Origin of the sequence: Candidatus Planktophila sp. (assembly GCF_046070465.1) — a bacterium.
Lineage (GTDB): Bacteria > Actinomycetota > Actinomycetes > Nanopelagicales > Nanopelagicaceae > Planktophila.
The window spans coordinates 1-20,195 of sequence record NZ_JBJTMK010000089.1 but is presented as its reverse complement, the minus strand read 5'-3'; the positions used below and the strand labels follow the sequence as shown (position 1 = coordinate 20,195).

Annotated in this window: 20 protein-coding genes; 1 reads left to right on the top strand and 19 read right to left on the bottom strand. The window is 48.9% G+C overall.

The window, feature by feature from the left end:
- Position 1: 1 nt before the first annotated feature.
- The 6 genes from ACKOVI_RS04120 to pyrR are packed head-to-tail and all read right to left on the bottom strand — an operon-like array spanning position 2 to position 7,984.
- A complete protein-coding gene (locus tag ACKOVI_RS04120; RefSeq protein WP_509602775.1) occupies positions 2-847 on the bottom strand; it encodes a dihydroorotate dehydrogenase electron transfer subunit in 846 nt (281 codons plus the stop codon).
- On the bottom strand, positions 844-4,107 hold the full coding sequence (gene carB / locus ACKOVI_RS04115) for a carbamoyl-phosphate synthase large subunit (protein WP_509602774.1): 3,264 nt from the start codon (positions 4,105-4,107) through the stop codon (positions 844-846). Before carB ends, ACKOVI_RS04120 begins: the two co-directional genes overlap by 4 nt.
- Positions 4,107-5,234: a glutamine-hydrolyzing carbamoyl-phosphate synthase small subunit gene (carA, locus tag ACKOVI_RS04110; protein ID WP_509602772.1), complete on the bottom strand. Its 1,128-nt coding sequence runs from the start codon at positions 5,232-5,234 to the stop codon at positions 4,107-4,109. Before carA ends, carB begins: the two co-directional genes overlap by 1 nt.
- Entirely contained in the window at positions 5,234-6,517 is a 1,284-nt protein-coding gene (locus ACKOVI_RS04105; protein ID WP_509602770.1) for a dihydroorotase, read from the bottom strand. Before ACKOVI_RS04105 ends, carA begins: the two co-directional genes overlap by 1 nt.
- On the bottom strand, positions 6,510-7,454 hold the full coding sequence (locus ACKOVI_RS04100) for an aspartate carbamoyltransferase catalytic subunit (protein WP_509602769.1): 945 nt from the start codon (positions 7,452-7,454) through the stop codon (positions 6,510-6,512). The genes ACKOVI_RS04105 and ACKOVI_RS04100 overlap by 8 nt, the downstream gene beginning before the upstream one ends.
- On the bottom strand, positions 7,451-7,984 hold the full coding sequence (gene pyrR / locus ACKOVI_RS04095; RefSeq protein WP_509602768.1) for a bifunctional pyr operon transcriptional regulator/uracil phosphoribosyltransferase PyrR: 534 nt from the start codon (positions 7,982-7,984) through the stop codon (positions 7,451-7,453). Before pyrR ends, ACKOVI_RS04100 begins: the two co-directional genes overlap by 4 nt.
- A 152-nt stretch (positions 7,985-8,136) precedes the next feature.
- Here pyrR and ACKOVI_RS04090 point away from each other — a divergent pair, with 152 nt between their 5' ends.
- On the top strand, positions 8,137-8,634 hold the full coding sequence (locus tag ACKOVI_RS04090; RefSeq protein WP_509602766.1) for a helix-turn-helix domain-containing protein: 498 nt from the start codon (positions 8,137-8,139) through the stop codon (positions 8,632-8,634).
- Here the strand turns inward: ACKOVI_RS04090 and nusB are convergent.
- The 13 genes from nusB to aspS all read right to left on the bottom strand — a co-directional run.
- Entirely contained in the window at positions 8,612-9,034 is a 423-nt protein-coding gene (gene nusB / locus ACKOVI_RS04085; RefSeq protein ID WP_509602764.1) for a transcription antitermination factor NusB, read from the bottom strand. The genes ACKOVI_RS04090 and nusB overlap by 23 nt on opposite strands.
- 36 nt (positions 9,035-9,070) lie before the next feature.
- The gene (gene efp / locus ACKOVI_RS04080) at positions 9,071-9,631 is read right to left on the bottom strand and encodes an elongation factor P (RefSeq protein ID WP_509602786.1); all 561 of its coding nucleotides are present in this window, start codon (positions 9,629-9,631) and stop codon (positions 9,071-9,073) included.
- 54 nt (positions 9,632-9,685) lie between these two features.
- Positions 9,686-10,120, bottom strand: coding sequence for a type II 3-dehydroquinate dehydratase (gene aroQ / locus ACKOVI_RS04075; protein ID WP_509602762.1), 435 nt, complete (start codon positions 10,118-10,120; stop codon positions 9,686-9,688).
- Positions 10,117-11,184: a 3-dehydroquinate synthase gene (gene aroB, locus ACKOVI_RS04070; RefSeq protein ID WP_509602761.1), complete on the bottom strand. Its 1,068-nt coding sequence runs from the start codon at positions 11,182-11,184 to the stop codon at positions 10,117-10,119. Before aroB ends, aroQ begins: the two co-directional genes overlap by 4 nt.
- Positions 11,177-11,710, bottom strand: coding sequence for a shikimate kinase (locus tag ACKOVI_RS04065; protein WP_509602760.1), 534 nt, complete (start codon positions 11,708-11,710; stop codon positions 11,177-11,179). The genes aroB and ACKOVI_RS04065 overlap by 8 nt, the downstream gene beginning before the upstream one ends.
- Positions 11,711-12,892, bottom strand: coding sequence for a chorismate synthase (gene aroC, locus ACKOVI_RS04060; RefSeq protein WP_509602759.1), 1,182 nt, complete (start codon positions 12,890-12,892; stop codon positions 11,711-11,713). It abuts the gene before it with no gap.
- 54 nt (positions 12,893-12,946) lie between these two features.
- On the bottom strand, positions 12,947-13,339 hold the full coding sequence (locus ACKOVI_RS04055) for a prepilin peptidase (RefSeq protein ID WP_509602758.1): 393 nt from the start codon (positions 13,337-13,339) through the stop codon (positions 12,947-12,949).
- A 47-nt stretch (positions 13,340-13,386) separates the two neighbouring features.
- The gene (locus ACKOVI_RS04050; RefSeq protein WP_509602757.1) at positions 13,387-14,205 is read right to left on the bottom strand and encodes a shikimate dehydrogenase; all 819 of its coding nucleotides are present in this window, start codon (positions 14,203-14,205) and stop codon (positions 13,387-13,389) included.
- 5 nt (positions 14,206-14,210) lie between these two features.
- Positions 14,211-15,233: an endolytic transglycosylase MltG gene (gene mltG, locus ACKOVI_RS04045; RefSeq protein WP_509602755.1), complete on the bottom strand. Its 1,023-nt coding sequence runs from the start codon at positions 15,231-15,233 to the stop codon at positions 14,211-14,213.
- The gene (gene ruvX / locus ACKOVI_RS04040) at positions 15,220-15,639 is read right to left on the bottom strand and encodes a Holliday junction resolvase RuvX (protein ID WP_509602754.1); all 420 of its coding nucleotides are present in this window, start codon (positions 15,637-15,639) and stop codon (positions 15,220-15,222) included. The genes mltG and ruvX overlap by 14 nt, the downstream gene beginning before the upstream one ends.
- 1 nt (position 15,640) lies before the next feature.
- Positions 15,641-18,316 carry an alanine--tRNA ligase gene (gene alaS / locus ACKOVI_RS04035; protein WP_509602753.1) on the bottom strand — a complete coding sequence of 892 codons (2,676 nt, stop codon included), beginning with the start codon at positions 18,314-18,316 and terminating at the stop codon, positions 15,641-15,643.
- 8 nt (positions 18,317-18,324) lie between these two features.
- Positions 18,325-18,687, bottom strand: a complete 363-nt coding sequence (locus tag ACKOVI_RS04030; RefSeq protein WP_509602752.1) for a DUF948 domain-containing protein — start codon at positions 18,685-18,687, stop codon at positions 18,325-18,327.
- A 19-nt stretch (positions 18,688-18,706) separates the two neighbouring features.
- A partial coding sequence (gene aspS / locus ACKOVI_RS04025; RefSeq protein WP_509602751.1) for an aspartate--tRNA ligase occupies positions 18,707-20,195 on the bottom strand: 1,489 nt, incomplete at its 5' end.

Sequence of the window (20,195 nt, the reverse complement as noted above, 5' to 3'; positions counted from 1 at the left end):
CTTAGAAACCCTCCGTGCTCTTGCCGACTAAATCCCAACATACGGATGATCCATCCATGACGGGCCCATCGATACATGAACGCTTCATAGAGATAGCTCCATCGTCACCTCGAACGGGAAGTACGCACGTCATGCAGATTCCAATTCCACAGGCCATTGATTCTTCTACCGATGCTTGATGGATGACGCCATGGGCATCGGCAATTTCTGTAATGGCTTTGAGCATTGCCATGGGACCGCATGAGTAGATAATTTCAATATTGCGCTCTGTAATGATTGCATCTAATTGAGAAGTAACTCTTCCGTGGTCTCCCATAGAGCCATCTTCTGTGAAGATCTTGAGGGAGTTAACAGAACGCTTTCCTTCCATCGGTGCATAGATCTTATTTCCGTTGCTCGCACCAAGAACCATATCTACCTTGCACCCTCGTGACTTCAAAAGGTCGGCAAGTCCAAAGAGTGGAGCCGATCCATATCCGCCGCCGATTAATAGAGCATTAGCGGGTTCCGTAGGAATACCAAATGACTTTCCAAGCGGAGTCACGACATCGATTTCAGTACCTTCATCAAGTGAACAGAGCCACTTCGACCCTGAGCCATGTGGAGCGACGATGAGTTCTACCGTTCCACCAAATTGGGCGTTCTCAGAGGTGCGAGAAATCGCAAATGCTCTGCGCAGCACCATGCGCGAGGTATCTCCACCTACTTGAATCGCAATGAAGTTACCTGGTCGACAGTGTCGGACAACTTCGCCCACACTCAAGATGATCTGATGATAGGCGCCGATTCGTTTATTGGAGATGACGGTTGCTGTTACTTGAGCAGCCGCCTTATTGATGGTGCTCATGCCAACCACTCTTGGATAGATTCGACTCCGAGTTCGCCCTGGCGAAGAACCTTGATACCTTCGACCGCGGCGCTAAATCCAGGCGTTGTTGTGATGATAGGAATACTGCGCTGCACTGCAGCTGTACGAATCGCCCATCCATCGGCGCGAGTGCCACGACCTACCGGTGTATTAATGACCAAATTGATCTCACCTGAGTTGAGAATATCGACGATTGTTGGTTCGCCCAGCGGTCCGCGACCCTCTGAGTTCTTGCGAACTTCTGTAGTGACTACGCCTTTCTCTTCAAGGAAGCGAGCTGTTCCTGCAGTAGTAAGAACCTTGAAACCAAGATCTACGAGTGCTCGTGTAGCATCAACGCCTGCGGTCTTATCTTTATCGGCGAGCGAGATAAAGACTGTTCCATTATGAGGTAGAGGTCCAAAAGAGCTGATTTGGGACTTCGCGTAAGCGCCGCCAAATGTCGATGAGATTCCCATGACTTCACCTGTCGAGCGCATCTCTGGTCCAAGTACCGCATCTACCCCACGCCCATCGGTGCGACGAAAGCGGTTCCAAGGAAGAACGGCCTCTTTAACGCTGATTCCACGAGGCACATGAATGTCACTAGCTGGAAGCATGCCTTCGCTCTTGAGTTGAGCAACGGTTGCTCCTACCGAGATTCGAGCAGCAGCTTTGGCAAGTGGAACACCGGTTGCCTTGCTGACAAAAGGAACAGTTCGAGATGCACGTGGATTTGCCTCGAGTACATAGAGAATATTTCCCGCCATCGCGAATTGAATATTGATTAATCCACGAACACCCACGCCTTCTGCAATCGCAAGCGTTGCTCTGCGAACCTCGGCTCGCGATTCATCTGAGATGGTCATGGCTGGAAGAACACAAGCTGAGTCCCCCGAGTGAATTCCCGCCTCTTCGATATGCTCCATGATTCCTCCGAGGAAAAGTTCTTCTCCGTCATAGAGAGCGTCGACGTCAAGCTCAATAGCAGAATCCAGGAAGCGATCAACTAGTACCGGATGGTCAGGAGTGATATCGGTGGCGCGCGTAATAAAGCCTGAGAGAGATTGATCGTCATAGACAATTTCCATGCCTCGACCACCTAGGACGAATGATGGACGGACCAGAACTGGATAACCGATGCGCTGTGCGATTGCAATCGCCTCACTTTCAGAGGAAGCCATCCCAAATTCTGGAGCAGTGAGGTTCTTTGATCGAAGAACCTCACCGAAAGCGCCACGCTCTTCTGCAAGATTGATTGCATCGGGACTTGTTCCAAGAATGGTGACGCCTGCAGCCTTAAGTCCAGCTGCTAATCCGAGCGGAGTCTGTCCTCCCAGCTGTGTAATAACGCCTAATACTGGACCTGCGAGTGTCTCAGCATGAATAACTTCAAGTACATCTTCAAGTGTGAGAGGTTCGAAGTAGAGGCGATCACTTGTGTCATAGTCAGTAGAAACCGTTTCAGGATTGCAGTTGATCATGATGGTCTCGAAATCAGCTTCTCGCAATGTAAATGCGGCATGCACACATGAGTAGTCGAATTCAATTCCTTGACCGATGCGGTTAGGTCCAGAACCCAAGATGATGACAGCTGGTTTTGTACGTGAACGAACTTCGGTCTCTTCTTCGTAACTTGAATAGTGATATGGCGTATGCGCCTCGAACTCAGCAGCACAGGTATCGACAGTCTTGTAGACAGGGTGCAATCCAAGATGGTGGCGCGCCTTGCGAACATCCTCTTCTGTGAGTCCGCGAAGTTGAGCTATCTGTGCATCTGAGAAACCAAAAGATTTCGCGAACTTGAGTGAGTCAAAAGTCATTTCACCGGGTTGAGCGATCTCTCGCGCAGCTGTATTAATCTCTTGTAGTTGCTTGAGATACCAGCGATCAATCTTGGTCGAGGCAAAGACATCTTCAATATCCGCACCAGCCCACAGTGCGCGATGGACCTGTTGAAGACGATATTCGGTAGGTTTCTTCATCGCCTCGAGAAGCTCTGGAATGTTGATATCTCCAGTCTCTGCCGGGAAGGTGAAGATTGCTTCCTTACGTTCGAGAGATCGAAGCGCCTTCATGAGCGCTTCTGGGAATGATCGACCGATAGCCATCGCTTCACCAACGCTCTTCATCGTGGTTGTAAGACGTGGATCTGCATCTGCAAATTTCTCAAATGCAAAGCGAGGTGCTTTAACAACGATGTAATCAAGTGTTGGTTCGAAAGATGCTGGAGTTACCTGAGTGATGTCATTCTTGATTTCATCCAGAGTGTATCCAATTGCCAATTTGGTGGCGATCTTTGCAATAGGAAAACCAGTCGCCTTTGATGCCAATGCAGATGAACGGGAAACACGTGGATTCATCTCAATCACAATGATACGTCCATTATCTGGATTGACAGCGAATTGAATATTACATCCACCGGTATCGACGCCAACTTCTCGAATAATGGAAATCGAAAGATTACGAAGCTTTTGGTATTCAACATCTGTCAGAGTAAGCGCTGGTGCCACAGTAATTGAGTCACCAGTGTGAACACCCATTGGGTCGATGTTTTCGATGGAGCAGACAATTACCACGTTATCCACGCGGTCGCGCATCACCTCAAGTTCATACTCTTTCCACCCAATGATTGACTCTTCGATAAGAACTTCAGATGTTGGCGAGTGACGAAGGCCAGCCCCTGCAATCTGTCGAAGTGTTTCTTCATCATGAGCGATACCTGAGCCAAGTCCACCCATGGTAAATGAGGGACGAATAACGCATGGATAATTCAATTGTGCCGCGGCTGCTAGTACTTCGTCCATGGTGTGGCAGATGATTGATTGAGCGGATTCTCCCCCAACCTTTTCAACAATTGCACGGAAAAGCTCGCGATTTTCACCGCGGTTGATTGCATCAACATCTGCACCAATGAGTTTTACATTGTGACGTTCGAGAATTCCTGCCTCATACATCCCGATCGCTGCATTAAGAGCAGTCTGACCACCAAGCGTTGCAAGAACAGCATCGGGCTTTTCCTTCATGATGATGCGCTCAATGAATTCCGGTGTAATCGGTTCGATATAGGTCGCATCAGCAAATTCGGGATCGGTCATGATTGTCGCAGGGTTCGAATTCACGAGAATGACACGAATGCCTTCAGCTTTGAGCACACGGCAAGCCTGGGTGCCTGAATAATCGAATTCGCACGCTTGGCCAATAACAATTGGCCCTGAACCGATAACTAGAACGCTCTTAATAGATGTGTCGAGAGCCATTATGAGGTGACCACCTTTCGTGGATACTTCTCCATCAAGGCAACAAAGCGATCAAAGAGATAACTTGCATCATGTGGTCCAGCAGCTGCTTCGGGATGGTACTGAACGCTGAATGCGCCGCGTTCGAGAAGCTCTAAACCTTCTACAACTCCATCGTTGAGACAGATATGCGTCACTTGTCCTGGACCGAAAACTGTAGAAAATACAGAATCGGTAGGGGCATTCACTGCGAAACCATGATTGTGCGCGGTGATTTCAACTTTTCCTGTCTTCCGATCCATAACAGGCTGATTAATTCCGCGGTGACCGAATTGCAACTTATAAGTTTCAAAACCGAGAGCGCGACCCAGAATCTGTTGACCGAAGCAGATACCGAAGATAGGAATCTCTTCAATCAATATGTCGCGAACGAGCGCGACGGTATCTGTCATCGTTGCAGGATCGCCAGGTCCATTTGATAAAAAAACTCCATCTGGATGATATGAGAGAATCTCTTCAAGCGTGGTGTTGTATGGCACAACATGAACTTCTATTCCACGCTCTGCCATATTGCGTGGCGTTGCAGCCTTAATTCCAAGATCGAGTGCAACAACAGTAAATTTCTTCTCTCCGATTGCGGGAACAAGATATGGCGATTCCGTAGACACATCAGCGCAGAGATACGCTCCTGACATAGGGCTCTGCTTGCGTACCTCAATCACCATCTCTTCCCGAGTGAGATCGGTATCGGAGAAGATTCCCACACGCATCGCTCCGCGATAGCGCAAGTGGCGCGTGATTGCGCGAGTATCCACTGCTGATATACCCACAACGCCTTGGCGAATAAGCTCTTCCTCGAGATCTGAGGTGCTGCGCCAGTTGCTGGTAATTGTGGATGGGTTCCTCACAACAAAACCGGAGACCCAGATCTTCGAAGATTCATTATCTTCAAGATTGACCCCCGTATTACCGATATGAGGTGCCGTCATGATCACAATCTGGCGATGATAAGAAGGGTCGGTCAAGGTCTCTTGGTAGCCAGTCATTCCTGTTTGGAAGACGGCTTCGCCAAAGGTCTTACCGACGGCGCCCCAAGAGCGACCTTCAAAGATGCGTCCATCATCGAGTACGAGATATGCCTTGCTCATCAATTACCGACCTTATGTGTGAGGTGACCATTAAATACAGTAGCCACCACGGTTCCTTGGAACTCCATGCCGTGAAAGGGTGTGTTCTTGCTCTTAGATGCCAATTGAGCGCGATCTACGACCATAACGCCCTTCGGATCTACGACTGTGATGTGGGCTGGGGCGCCAATCTCGATCTTCTGGCCGTGTGAGGCATAGCCTGCGATAGCCGCAGGGCTCTGGCTCATCACCTGCGCGGCTCGATCCCACGACATTTCTCCGGTTGAAATCAAAGTTGTGTAGAGGATCGGGAAGGCCGTTTCCAGGCCCACCATTCCAAAAGCAGCGCTCTGCCATTCGCACTCTTTGCTCTCAACGGGATGTGGTGCATGGTCTGTTCCGACGATGTCGATGGTGCCATCGACGAGCGCTGCGCGCAGTGCGAGAACATCTTCTTGGGTGCGTAGCGGTGGATTGACCTTGTAAATCGGATCGTAACTTTGCGCAGTCTCATCCGTAAGAAGCAGATGATGCGGTGTTACTTCAGCGGAAACCTTCATTCCTTGTGCTTTTGCCCAACGAATAATCTCAACGCCACCCTTTGTCGTCACGTGACAGATATGAAGCTTCGAGCCAACCATATTTGCCAACAAGATATCGCGAGCAATGATTGATTCTTCAGCAACTGCAGGCCAACCCTTGAGCCCCAGCGTAGAGGCAATTACGCCTTCATTCATCTGTGAACCTTCAGTAAGACGTGGATCCTGAGCATGCTGTGCAATCACTCCATCGAACTGCTTTACATATTCGAGAGCTCTACGCATCAATAATGGATCAGAAACGCAGTTTCCGTCATCGCTAAACATTCGTACCTGTGCTAGAGAATGTGCCATTGATCCTAGATCTGCGAGTTGATGGCCTTCAAGACCCTTCGTTACTGCGCCGACGGGAAAGACATCAACCAATCCAACTTTCTTACCAATGGACGAAACTTGTTCGACGATTGCCGCCGTATCAGCAACGGGAAGGGTGTTTGCCATTGCACTCACTGCTACATAACCACCACGAGCTGCTGCAAGAGAGCCTGTTGCGATAGTCTCTGAATTCTCACGACCTGGCTCACGTAAATGAGTATGTAAATCTACAAATCCTGGAAGAAGCACATGACCTTGGGCTTCGATAACACACGTAAACTCACCATCAATCGTGGAAGCTATCTTGGTAATAACTCCATCTTCTATCAGCACATCCTGGGCGAAAGCTCCCTGAATCGAGCCACCTTTAATGAGAATTGAACTAGGCATTGACTGACTCCTGACTTCCGGTGATGAAGAGGTAGAGAATTGCCATTCGGATTGATACGCCATTGGCAACTTGTTCCACTACAACAGACTGAGGGCTATCAGCAGCCTCAGCGCTAATCTCTAATCCTCTGTTCATGGGTCCTGGGTGCATCACAATGCTCCCCTGCTTTGTCATCGCAAGTCGTTCCGCATCAATCCCAAAAAGAGCCGAGTACTCGCGCTCTGATGGAAAATAGAGGTCACTCATTCGCTCTTGCTGAATGCGCAACATAATGACTGCATCTACTGTTGGGAGTATTGCGTTGAAGTCATATGAAACCTTCACCGGCCATTCCTCAACCTGATGAGGCAACAATGTCGGCGGAGCGACGAGAGTTACTGAGGCTCCCAGCTTATTGAGAAGCAAGACATTCGAACGAGCTACTCGTGAATGCAGAATATCTCCGACAATTGCGATGTGCAATCCTGTGAGATCGCCTTTTCCGTTACGTAGATTTTTCCGAATTGTGTATGCATCCAAAAGTGCTTGACTTGGATGTTCATGTGTACCGTCACCGGCATTAATAACGGTTCCATTCATCCACTTACCCTGTGCAAGACGATGAGCTGCACCAGATGCAGGGTGGCGAATAATCACCGCATCAGCACCAAGAGCTTGCAAGGTTTGAGCAGTATCTTTCAGCGATTCGCCCTTGCTAATACTCGAACCCTTTGCCGTGAAGTTAATGACATCAGCAGAGAGACGTTTGGCTGCTGCCTCAAAAGAGATTCGCGTTCGCGTTGAATCTTCCGCAAAGAGATTAACTACAGTCTTACCGCGCAAAGTTGGAAGCTTTTTCACAGGGCTTTCCGAAACACGAGCCATTTCTGCTGCTGTATCGAGAATTGTGAGAGCGAAATCCTTATCAATGTCATTGATGGAAAGTAGGTGCTTCATGCGCTCTCCCCCTCAATGCGAACTTCATCAAGCCCATCATGTTCTACCAACGCAACTTTGACGCTCTGGTTCTTTGAAGTGGGAAGATTTTTACCTACGAAATCGGCTTTAATCGGCAGTTCTCTATGTCCTCGATCTACAAGAACAGCCAATTGCACTCGTTCTGGTCGTCCGATTTCGCCAATGGCATCGAGTGCCGATCGAATCGTTCGACCTGAAAAGAGAACGTCATCCACTAAAACAACGGTTCGCCCCTCAACACCTAGGGCTGGAATCGAAGTCTCCATCAAAGGTCGTGGGGCACGTAAACGTAAATCATCGCGATGGAGAGTGATATCCAAAGTTCCGACCTGAACTGGCACGCCTTCGATACTCTCAATGATCTTGGCAAGACGGGTAGCAAGATGGGCACCTCGTGTGGGGATGCCCAAGATAGTGATATTCGATGAACCGGAATTTCGCTCAAGAATCTCATGAGAGATTCGAGTCAAAGCCCGAGATATATCCTCGGATGCAAGAGCTGCGCCCATGTACTTCTCCTTTCCTGCCTCTCTGGACAGGTTGTTAAAGGAATGCTGGGCGTACTTTACCACCCCATTCATAGGGGCTGTGGATGACGGCCGCGCCACGATTAAGCACAGACATACTCTCGCTTCCATACATTGTCGAGAGGAAATCTGCCATGAAAGCTGTCATTGAGGAACGTTGCGCCCATCTTCTCAAGGAGCTTCGCCGTAAGAAGGGATACACCCTTGAGGAGTTTGAAGCCTTCAGCGGCGGTACAGTCAAAGCCGTCGTGCTCGGTTCCTATGAGCGTGGAACGCGAGCAATATCTCTTGCACGTCTCGAACAATTGGCCGGACTCTATGATGTTCCGATCGAATACTTCTTCGTAGATAGAGAGGTTGAAGCTGATATGAGCAAAGGTCGCTACGTCTTTGATCTTCGCAGAATCCGAGTGTTAGAAAACCTTGATGAAACCCTTGAACCCATCAAAAAATTTCTTGCAGCAGTTGCTCATAAGCGCTCAGATTGGAATGGTGAGGTCATGTCATTGCGTCGAACAGATGCAGAGACACTGGCCCTCTTAAGCGATTTACATATCAATGAACTCAATCAGACGCTCCGTTTGAGCGGATTTCTCTTTGCCTCGGAAGTTAGCGGGCAACACTCTCTTTAATAGAGGAAATCCTTCCAAGCACACCGTGGATAAAAGTTGCTGAATCATCTGTTGAAAGATCTTTAGCTAGCGTGATGGCCTCATCGATTGCAATCCCATCGGCGAGTTCATCGCTCCAAATGATTTCATAAATACCAAGACGCAAGATATTTCTATCTACTGCCGCAAGGCGATCCATGTCCCAGCCCTGCGCATAGGTAGCAATCAGTTCATCAATTTTGCGCTTATGGGTTGCAACTCCTGCAATGAGTTCTCTGGTGAACTCGCGTATGGGACGTGCATCAGGACCTTCCTCAACGATATCTCGCGCCTCAAGAGTTGCTAGAGGATCAGAGTTACGTATATCTGATTCGTAGAGAATGTCGAGAGCTTGCTTGCGCGCTTTACTGCGTGCACTCATTACTGATTACTCAAATTCAGATGACGTGTCATTGAACTAATTTGCTCGACCCTGATATGAACCATCTCGAGTGTCGACCATTACAACTTCATCCTGCTTGATAAATAGCGGAACCTGTATCTGGATTCCAGTCTCAACAGTTGCAGGCTTTGTTCCGCCAGAAGAACGATCTCCCTGCAGACCTGGCTCTGTGTAAGTAATCTTCAGGGCAACAGATGCTGGAAGTTCGATAAAGAGTGGGTTACCTTCATGAATAGCAACGATTGCAGAAGTGTTCTCAAGCATATAGTTAGCAGCATCTGACACAGTTGCTTCAGAGATTGTCATCTGATCGAAGTTCACATCGTCCATAAATACGAAGTCATCGCCCTCCTTGTAGAGGAATGTCATTTCTCGCTTTTCGACGACTGCAGTCTCAACCTTCACGCCTGCATTAAATGTGCGATCGATAACCTTGCCGCTGAGAACCTGCTTGAGCTTAGTGCGCACAAATGCAGGGCCCTTACCTGGCTTGACATGCTGGAATTCAACAACTGTCCAGAGCTGGCCTTCGATATCAAGAACCATGCCATTTTTTAGATCGTTAGTTGTTGCCATCATTTACTCCAGTTCGAAAGTCCCGACTATCAGGACACGAGCGCAGAGTTTACCCTACTTATTGAGTAGCTTTACGAGTGCGCGTAGTGCGAGGAGATATGAATCTGGACCGAATCCACCGATTGTTCCGTTTGCAATGCCCGAAATCACAGATGTGTGTCGGAATTCCTCGCGTGCAAGTGGATTCGAGAGGTGAACTTCAATCAATGGCGCCTTCACTAACTCTGCAGCGTCGCGAATAGCGTAAGAATAATGAGTGAAAGCAGCAGGATTGATAATCACAGGAGTATTGGTATCTGCAGCGCCGTGAAGCCAGCCAATAATCTCTGACTCTTGATCGCTCTGTCGGACATCGGCCTCGAAGCCAAGCTCTCGTGCACCAAGAGTAATGAATTCAACAAGTTGTGGGTATGTTAGATTGCCATACACCGCAGAGTCACGGATATCGAGGCGTGCAAGATTTGGACCATTGATAATCAATACCTTCATGAGAGAACCTTCTCATAGGCAGATTTCAATTGCTCCTCAGTGACACCCTCTAGGCGACCGCAATTTCCAATCTGATTCAGTACAACAAAACGAATCATTGAACCCCGGGACTTCTTATCGAGCGCCATCGCAGCGAAGAGGCTCGGCCAGTTATGTGCGCCAGGAATTGCACCTAGCGACGTTGGCAAACCAACAGCACTGAGTATTTCCCGATGCTTCTCTACCAGAGTTGAATCAATCAACCCCTCAGCAGCGGCCAGCTCAGCTACAAAGACCATTCCTATTGAAACTGCTTCTCCGTGGCGAATTGCGTAGTCAGAAACTCGTTCTATTGCATGCCCAAAGGTATGTCCGTAATTGAGAATCTCTCGAAGCTCTGATTCTTTGAAATCCGTGCTCACTACCTTGGCTTTGGTTGTCACGGAACGCTCAATGAGATTGTTGACTAGCGAATGGTCCCCGCGTATCTGTGAAAGCGATTTATGTGAAACTAAATTAAGAATTTCGGCATCATCAATGAATCCACACTTGATTACTTCGGCAAGCCCAGCAGCGAAATCCCTATCACTCAAAGTCCTCAACCATGAGGCATCGATAAGGACACTCACTGGTGAATGGAATGCGCCAATGAGGTTCTTTCCAAATGGTGAATTGATCCCTGTCTTACCACCTATAGCTGCATCAACCATGCCGGCAAGAGTTGTCGGAACTGCGACCCAATCGATTCCGCGCAACCAAGAACTTGCCGCAAAACCAGCTACATCTGTGACGGTCCCGCCACCTATTGCCACAATGAGATCGCTGCGTGTAAATCCAGCTTTCGCGAGTTGATCCCAGATGTAGTTGATCGTCTTCGATGCTTTCCCTGCTTCACCATCAGGAATCGGCAGAAGAAGGACTTCGGAGTTGCTATAGGAGAATGTTGGTAGAGCATCGGCAAGTGTTACTGGGAAAATGATGGCAACACGGTCACGCTTTGAAGCAATCGGGCTCAGGTCTCCACGCCAATCCCCCGTGATGCGCACGATGTATTCACGTTCTGCGCAGACACTAATTTCAGCCATGGGTTGCTCCCTTACCTCGTAAATCAAATGCGATTCCTAGTTCGACAGCAATCTGATCGATTGTTTTGCCATCTACTTCACAGACATAGTGTGCAAGACCTTCATAAATAGGTGCACGTTCATTCATCAGCGATTGCCACTGTGCGCGAGGATTACCCATCAAGAGTGGCCGCCCTTGATTAAATCCCACACGCGCGGAAACCTGAGAGAGAGAAATCTTGAGATAGATGATGAACGATCCAGATGCACGCAAAGCCGATTGCGCATCGAGGGAGGTACAGGCACCTCCACCAAGAGAAAGTACGGTGCCATCTTCAAGTAATGCGGTACGCAAGATGATCTTCTCTAGGACACGGAACTCATCTTCGCCATCTTCAATAAAGATATCTGAGATTTCACGACCCGTCTGTTGAACAATCATCAGGTCGGTATCTCTAAAGCTGAGCTGGAAGTCAGTGGCCAAACGGTTGCCGATAGTTGTCTTACCCGAACCCATGGGACCAATTAAAACTATGCGCGGTGCCATTTACTTGAAAGGTAAATTTTCCATATATGAGAGGTAATTACGACGAGTCTCAGCAACGGAATCGCCGCCAAACTTCTCTAGAACCGCCTCAGCGAGAACAAGTGCAGCCATAGCCTCGCCGACAATTCCTGCAGCTGGAACGGCACAAACATCAGAACGCTGATTGATTGCCTTTGCTGCCTCGCCAGAGAGGATGTCGATCGTGTCGAGCGCCTTGGGAACGGTTGAAATCGGCTTCATCGCAATGGAGACTCGAAGCACTTCACCGTTGGACATGCCACCTTCTGTTCCACCTGCGCGATCAGTGCGGCGAACAATCTTTCCTTCGGAGTTCTTCTCAATCTCATCATGAGCCTCTGAACCGCGACGCGTTGCAGATGTAAAGCCATCTCCGATAGCAACGCCCTTGATTGCTTGAATACCCATCATTGCAGCTGAGAGTCGAGCGTCTAAGCGACGATCCCAATGGACATGAGAACCAAGTCCTGGAGGCAAGTTGTAGGCAAGAATTTCGCAGACTCCCCCGAGTGTGTCTCCCTCCTTATGTGCGGCTTCAATCTCAGCCACCATCGCTTGAGAGAATTCTGGGTAGGCGCATCGAACAGGATCTGCATCGATACGATCAACATCAGTGGGCAATGGCAGTGGTAGGTTGTCGGCTATCGAAGCGGTTCCGATTGAAGTGACATGGCTAAAGATTTGAATTCCGATGCTCTGCTCTAGAAAAGCTTTTGCAATAGCGCCTAATGCAACACGTGCGGCTGTTTCGCGAGCACTTGCTCGTTCAAGAATTGGTCGGGCATCATCAAAGTCATACTTCTGCATACCTACAAGGTCTGCATGTCCTGGCCGTGGACGGGATAGAGGTGCATTGCGGGCTAAATCTCTAATCTCTTCAATAGGAAGAGCATCTGCGGACATGACCTTCTCCCACTTTGGCCATTCGCTATTTCCTACTTGAATAGAGATGGGACCGCCTTGGCTCTCACCGAGGCGCACGCCACCCAAAATTGAGACTTTGTCTGCCTCGAAGTTCTGCCTTGCTCCTCGACCAGTTCCTAAGCGACGGCGCGCTAGGTGATGATCAATATCAGCTGTCGATATCTGAATGTGAGAAGGCATACCTTCAATAATTGCTGAGAGGGCAGGGCCATGAGATTCACCGGCTGTTATCCAACGCATGCAGGAATTATCTCAGATGTGTACAGAGGCAGGCACCTTTATTAGGGGTAGAAATCAGAATTCGAGATAGAGCCAGAGAAATGGAGCCAAAATTGCGGGAGCCAGAGCAATAGAACCTTCAAGGGATTGCCGGCGCACTACAGTCACCATAGCCATGAGGGTTAATGAAATGCATAAACCTAGAAGGTAATTGAAGGAAGCTATGTAGCGCCCTTGCGTCACAATCAACACCGCGAATAACTTGATATCACCGCCTCCAGCCCTGCAGGCAATGGAGATGAGAAGAACGCAAATGAAGAGAATGAAGCCATCACCCAGTGGAACTCGATGCATATCGAAAATCAATACGAAGAAGAGAGCCAGATTGAGACGATTTGGTATCCGATGAGAAACCACATCAATAAGGGAAACTACTATTGAAATCAGCAGAACCACGGCAATCACCATGGGGCGAGCGTATTAATTTTGAACGGTGCAGTTTTTTCGCCTGTGGATTAACGAATAGCCTTCTTCAAAATTGGGCGTAGATGTGTTGCAAGTGCAAGTTCATCCAATGGTCTATTCAAAGCTAAAGAAAGTTGTTGAATACCCTGGTAGAGAAGCAATTCGATACCGTTAATTACAACGCCGCCAGAATCAGACCAACGTGAACCTAGAACCGTAGGCCAAGGCTTATATATGACATCGAAAAAAAGTGAACATGCACCTGGTGATAGCGACTCAGCGAGTAAATCAGCAGCACCTGCTGGAGTTGTATTGACCACTAATTCATATGATGCAAAATCAGGTGCATCGTTCCAACGTTCGTAGTCGAATTTTGACTTTTCAACAGCGGCTTCTAGAACATCACGTCTGGTGCTTGTGCGACCCAAGACCACAATCTCATCGGCGACTCCATCGAGTGCACCCACAACTGCGCGTGCAGTACCACCCGCACCTAGAACCAAAGCACGTCTGAAAGATGTGTAACCTTCATGATTCAGTGCGGAGATGAGTCCAGAACCATCAGTGCTGGTGAGGTGCCATTGATCGCCACGCCGATACAAAGTATTTGATGATTGAATACGAAGAGCAAGAGGATCGATAACTACAGGAAGCGTCAGCGCCTCTTCTTTAAGAGGCATTGTGAGAGAAAAGTAATCGAAATTAGTTGCTTGAGAATCAAAGAATTGAGCCAGTGATTCAAGAGCCACCTCTTGACGGGTGTACTCCCCTGCAATACCTAGGAAATCGAAAGCTTCTCTATGGAGCAATGGAGATAAGGAATGTTCAACAGGTGAACCTAAAACGGCACCTTTGATGATGTGTGACATTTCTATCAACCAAACTTTCCTGCTGAGAGGTTCTTCTTGTAAATAACCTTCCAATTATTAAACTCAGCTAAGGAATCTGTGAATCTAGTATCCCCTGGCGCGACTGTGATGAAATAGAGCCACGCTCCCTGTTCTGGGTGAGTTGCCGCATACATCGCCTCAAATCCTGGATTGTTGATAGGCCCCGGTGGGAGACCGTATCGACGATAGGTGTTGTAAGCCGATGAAATAAGAGTCGATTGCGTGCTGAGGAAGACCTTTCCTCGACTGCCCTTGATGTAATGCACTGTTGAATCAAACTGCAGAGGCATACCAATTGTGAGTCGGTTACGGACTACTTGTGAAATTTTGGCAAAGTCTTTTCGATCGCCTTCTGCTTGCACTAGAGAAGCAATTGTTAATAATTGAGCTGGAGTGTACTTACCTTGACCATTTAGAATTCCAGACTTCTTCAATTCACTCTGGCCGCGGATGATCATTGATTCCAATATTTCTGATACCGAGGTCTCTGAATCAAAACTGTACTGGGCAGGAAAGAGCAGGCCTTCTAAAACGGAGAATGGCGTAGGAACTGTAACTTGCGAAAACCCATGAGCTATCTGTGATTGTGAGTATCCAATCTTTGCGAGAGCGCTCTTAATCTCGGAATTCCAAGCACCTTCATTGATGGCGAGGAGATTTCCGATGCGCGATGAATCGAGTAGTTGCTCTAGCGCTGTCTTTGCGCAGAGATGAGTATCAATCGAGTGAAGTCCTGGTGCGATTCGCCCGGACCTTTCGTCATCGACTGCTACCCGGAAAAATGATTCGTATGATGCGATTACCTTCTTTTCGAAGAGTTCTTGAGCTATTTGGGAACCCATCTCACCCGAATGAATATCAATAACTTCCTGTGCGCCGGACTTTGAATTACAAGCGAAATCCTCAGCGGTAGATATACCTGGTTTGAGAAAGTGAATCACCGCGATAATTAAAAGTGCTGCCAATACACCAGCTACGCCACGAAGATTGTCTCTATCGATTTTCACTTGCTAAGCCACTCTCAAGGATAGATACAGCTGCCATGGAATCTATAAATGCACGAGACTCTTGAGAATTCTTCCCACCTTCACGTAATTTGCGCGCAGCATCTACCGTCGTGAGACGTTCGTCGACAAAGGAGACTGCAATAGGAAACAAGGATTCGATGACCGAAGCAAAATCTCTCACCTTTGATACGGCTACCCCTTCGCTTCCTGATAGATGCTTGGGTAGCCCCACGTAAATAGCTATCGGTGAATATTCAGCAAAGAGCTCTGTGAGGTGAACCTTAAGTTTCGGGTGCTTCGCATCCAAGAATGGAAGCGGTGTAGCAAGGATTCCATCGGGATCGCAGACTGCAACCCCGATTCGCGCATCGCCATAATCAAAACCGATCCTGCGACCTCGCTGCATATTACTTTCCAGTGATTGCAGCAGCGATAGCCTCTAAAGCCTGAAGCGACTTCGAAGCATCAACGCCTCCGCCCTGGGCGAAATCGTCTTTTCCACCGCCACCGCCGCCAAGTACTGCTGAACCAACTTTGACGAGTTCGCCAGCCTTAATTCCGGATGCACGAGCAGCATCGCTCGTCGTTGCGACCAGTACTGGTCGTCCGCTGTTGGCGCTAATAAGTGCGACAACAGAATTGGATGCTCGGTTGCGAAGTTCGAGAGAGATCTTTTTGAGATCGTCGCCAGAAACTCCATCAGGCAACAGACCACCAATAAAGGTTGTATCTCCGATGAGCACCGCTGAACCTGCGAGTTGGTCAACGCTTGCAAGTGCCTGTGCTGAGCGAACTGATGCGAGCTCCTTCTCAATCTCTTTGATCTTGTCGAGGAGACCTTGAATACGTTCTGGAAGTTCTTCTACCCGAGCACCCTTGATCAAATCAGTGAGCGAGTTAAGGAGAATATGTTCTCGAGCTAAGAAGCTATATGCATCTGATCCCACCAGCGCTTCAACTCGTCGGACACCTGCTCCAATTGAAGATTCACCGATGAGTTTAACGATTCCGAGCTGGCCCGAGTTTGATACGTGAGTGCCTCCGCAGAGTTCTCGTGCCCAATCACCAACGCTCACCACACGAACTTGATCACCATACTTTTCGCCGAAAAGGGCCATGGCACCTATCTTCTTTGCGGCATCTTGTGTCATCACTTCAGCTGTCACAGCCAAGTTGTTGAGAAGAAGCGCGTTGACGCGACTTTCTACCTCATTAAGAATTCCAGGAGAGACTGCTCCTGTTGAAGGGAAATCAAAGCGGAAACGGCCAGGTGAGTTTTCAGAACCTGCCTGAGTTGCAGTCTCACCCAAGATTTCACGGAAGGCTTTGTGAACCATGTGAGTTGCGGTGTGTGCGCGAGAAATCGCATTACGACGTTCGACATCGATGACAGCGTGTCCCGCTGCACCGACCGAAACTTCACCGATGAGAACGCGCCCACGGTGAACCGAGAGACCCTTCACCGGAGCTTGCACATCAGAGATATCGATGATTGCACCATTAGCGAGAGTGATTCGACCGCCATCTGCGAGCTGTCCTCCCCCCTCTGCATAGAAGGGTGTTGCGTCGAGAATAACTTCTACGTCATCGCCTTCGAATGCACTAGAGACACTCAGGCCGTCGACCAGGATTCCATTGACTTTGGCATCGGCCTCAGTGTGCGAATAACCAATAAAGTCAGTGACTCCCTTAGCGTCTGCAATCTTGCGATATTCAGTGAGGTCGGTGTGGCCACTCTTCTTCGCCTTCGCATCTGCCTTAGCACGATCGCGCTGTTCCTTCATGAGACGACGGAAGCCATCCTCATCAACTTCGAGACCCTCTTCGCGTGCCATCTCGAGCGTAAGATCAAATGGGAAGCCATAAGTATCATGCAATTTAAAGACTTCATCACCTGGAAGAACCGTCTTCTTCTCGGACTTCAACGCTGTAGAGGCAAGATCAAAAATCTGTGTACCGCTCTTGAGCGTCTGAAGGAATGACTCTTCTTCAGAGGTGGCAACGGCAAGAATGCGCTTTGAATCTGCAACCAGCTCTGGATACTGAGGCCCCATTGCACCTATGGCCGCCGTAGTGAGTTCTGACATGATCGGATCATTGGTACCTAGAAGGCGCATATTACGAATCGTGCGACGCATCATTCGACGCAAAACATAGCCACGGCCTTCATTGCCCGGAGTTACGCCATCGCCTATCAACATCGCAGCGGTGCGTGCATGGTCTGCAATTACGCGCAATGAGATATCTGACTTCTCCGCTGATCCATACTGAACGCCAGAGAGATCCATCGCCTTGGAGAGAATCTGCATCGTCGTGTCGATCTCATAGATGTTCTCAACGCCTTGCAATAGCGCTGCTGCGCGCTCTAGACCGAGACCAGTATCGATGCTCTTTGCAGGAAGTTCGCCGAGAATTGGGTAGCCATCTTTTCCGCCGCCTTCGCCGCGTTCATTCTGCATGAAGACCAGATTCCAAATTTCTAGGTAACGATTTTCATCTGCAATCGGTCCGCCATCGCTTCCATATGCAGGTCCGCGATCGAAGTAAATTTCAGAACACGGACCGCATGGACCTGGCACACCCATTGACCAGAAATTATCTGCCATATCGCGACGTTGAATACGTTCTTTAGGAATGCCAATCTTTTTATGCCAAATATCTTCAGCTTCGTCATCATCGAGATAGACGGTCACCCACAATTTATCTTCGGGGAATCCATAACCACCATCTGCAATGGGCTTGGTGAGTAGCTCCCATGCGAGTGCGATCGCACCCTCTTTGAAGTAATTGCCGAAAGAGAAGTTTCCACACATCTGGAAGAACGATGCATGTCGTGTTGTCTTACCAACCTCATCAATGTCGAGGGTACGTACACACTTCTGTACAGAGGTTGCTCGCTCAAATGGAGGCTTTACCTCACCGAGAAAGTAAGGCTTAAAGGGAACCATACCTGCATTGACGAGTAGCAAGTTGGGATCGTCTGCAATGAGAGATGCCGACGGAACCACTATGTGGTTGAGACCTAAAGAGTTCTCCGACTCGAAGAATCGAAGCCAGCGTGAGCGAATTTCTGCAGATTGCACGGTGAGGACTACTCAGCTTTCTTTTTAGCTTTACGTCCCTTGCTAATCTGAGCTGCACTCAGAAGCGCACCAGCCACTTTGACTGCAGGACCATTCTTCTCCATAAAACCTGTAGTTGCATCGGTGACCTTGGAGGTGACTTCTTCAACGTTCTTGGTGATACGGGCAAAACTCTCGAGAGGACTATTAATAAGTTCGAGAGTTCGGGTTGATTCTTCCAAGAGTGGAGTCGTGTCATCCGTGAGAGCTTTCAAACTTGTCGACGCTTCATCAACGAGCTTGCCAACACGAACGACCACATAGGCAATCGCCACAGCGATAATCAAAAGAGATACCGATGCAATGATTGTTGCTACTCCGCCTGGACCCATGTTTCTAGCCTACCGTTTCTTATTCTTTAACCGGTGCTTTTTCCGGCACCCAATCGATCCCAGCTTCCTTGCGTTGAGCTACGGTGATTGGAGTTGGAGCACCTGTGAGTGGGTCTCCACCGCTGGCGGTCTTAGGGAATGCGATGACCTCTCGAATTGAATCTGAGTTAGTCAATAACGCACATACTCGATCGAGACCAAGTGCGATTCCTCCATGCGGAGGTGGACCATAGTTAAATGCTTCGAGGAGGAAGCCGAACTTACTCTGTGCCTCTTCATCGGTAAGACCGATCACTGAAAAGACATCCTTCTGGATATTGCGATCGTGGATACGGATCGACCCTCCACCCAGCTCTGTTCCATTGAGAACGATGTCATATGCATAAGCGAGAGCTTCTGCTGGATTACTCTTAAATGTGGCAGCAAATTCCGGCTTAGGTCCAGTAAATGGATGGTGAACTGCAGTCCATCCCCCGTTATCTGTTGGCTCAAACATGGGCGCATCGACAACCCAGAGAAACTCCCATTGACCTTCAGCGATCAAGCCGCAACGCTTTCCAATTTCTAGACGAGCCGCTCCAAGAAGTTGCTGAGATGGCGAACGCTCGCCTGCTGCAAAGAAGATTGCATCACCGTTCTTTGCTCCCACGAGAGCGGCAATTCCTGCCGCCTCTGCTTCGGAGATATTCTTCGAAACCGGGCCGCCGAGCGTTCCATCCTCATTAACCAAGATGTAGGCGATTCCCTTTGCGCCGCGCGCCTTTGCCCAGTCTTGCCAGGCATCGAGCTCGCGACGTGGAGTTGCCGCCCCACCTGGCATCACAACCGCACCGACATATGGTGCTTGGAATACACGGAAAGGTGTCTCTTTAAAGTAATCCGTAACTTCAACGAGCTCATATCCGAAACGAAGATCAGGCTTATCTGATCCGTACTTATCCATCGCATCTGCATATGTCATGTGACGAATAGGAGTTGGAATATCGTATCCAACAGACTCTTTCCAAATCTTTACGAGGATTTGTTCTGCGACGGCGAGAATGTCTGCTTGATCAATAAATGACATTTCGATATCCAGCTGAGTGAACTCAGGCTGACGGTCTGCGCGGAAGTCCTCATCACGGAAGCAACGAGCGATCTGGTAGTAGCGCTCCATGCCTGCGACCATCAACAGTTGTTTAAAGAGCTGTGGTGATTGAGGAAGTGCATACCAAGAGCCTGGCTGCAGACGCACTGGAACGAGGAAGTCGCGCGCACCTTCTGGTGTCGAACGAGTGAGGTAAGGAGTTTCAATCTCATGGAAATCGAGCTCTTCCATCACGCGACGAATTGCAGATGTGACCTTAGAGCGAAGGCGCATATTTGCAGCTGGGCGTTCGCGACGAAGATCTAAGTAGCGGTAACGAAGGCGAACTTCCTCAGAAATTTCAGCATCGTTACCTGAATCGATTGGGAAAGGCAGTGGAGCTGATTCGCTCAACACGATTACCTCATCGGCAGTTACTTCG

Coding starts and splice junctions, on each gene's coding strand:
- ACKOVI_RS04120 (WP_509602775.1), bottom strand. CDS start 847: ATGAGCACCATCAATAAGGCGGCTGCTCAAGTAACAGCAACCGTCATC.
- carB (WP_509602774.1), bottom strand. CDS start 4,107: ATGGCTCTCGACACATCTATTAAGAGCGTTCTAGTTATCGGTTCAGGG.
- carA (WP_509602772.1), bottom strand. CDS start 5,234: ATGAGCAAGGCATATCTCGTACTCGATGATGGACGCATCTTTGAAGGT.
- ACKOVI_RS04105 (WP_509602770.1), bottom strand. CDS start 6,517: ATGCCTAGTTCAATTCTCATTAAAGGTGGCTCGATTCAGGGAGCTTTC.
- ACKOVI_RS04100 (WP_509602769.1), bottom strand. CDS start 7,454: ATGAAGCACCTACTTTCCATCAATGACATTGATAAGGATTTCGCTCTC.
- pyrR (WP_509602768.1), bottom strand. CDS start 7,984: ATGGGCGCAGCTCTTGCATCCGAGGATATATCTCGGGCTTTGACTCGA.
- ACKOVI_RS04090 (WP_509602766.1), top strand. CDS start 8,137: ATGAAAGCTGTCATTGAGGAACGTTGCGCCCATCTTCTCAAGGAGCTT.
- nusB (WP_509602764.1), bottom strand. CDS start 9,034: ATGAGTGCACGCAGTAAAGCGCGCAAGCAAGCTCTCGACATTCTCTAC.
- efp (WP_509602786.1), bottom strand. CDS start 9,631: ATGGCAACAACTAACGATCTAAAAAATGGCATGGTTCTTGATATCGAA.
- aroQ (WP_509602762.1), bottom strand. CDS start 10,120: ATGAAGGTATTGATTATCAATGGTCCAAATCTTGCACGCCTCGATATC.
- aroB (WP_509602761.1), bottom strand. CDS start 11,184: ATGGCTGAAATTAGTGTCTGCGCAGAACGTGAATACATCGTGCGCATC.
- ACKOVI_RS04065 (WP_509602760.1), bottom strand. CDS start 11,710: ATGGCACCGCGCATAGTTTTAATTGGTCCCATGGGTTCGGGTAAGACA.
- aroC (WP_509602759.1), bottom strand. CDS start 12,892: ATGCGTTGGATAACAGCCGGTGAATCTCATGGCCCTGCCCTCTCAGCA.
- ACKOVI_RS04055 (WP_509602758.1), bottom strand. CDS start 13,339: ATGGTGATTGCCGTGGTTCTGCTGATTTCAATAGTAGTTTCCCTTATT.
- ACKOVI_RS04050 (WP_509602757.1), bottom strand. CDS start 14,205: ATGTCACACATCATCAAAGGTGCCGTTTTAGGTTCACCTGTTGAACAT.
- ruvX (WP_509602754.1), bottom strand. CDS start 15,639: ATGCAGCGAGGTCGCAGGATCGGTTTTGATTATGGCGATGCGCGAATC.
- ACKOVI_RS04030 (WP_509602752.1), bottom strand. CDS start 18,687: ATGGGTCCAGGCGGAGTAGCAACAATCATTGCATCGGTATCTCTTTTG.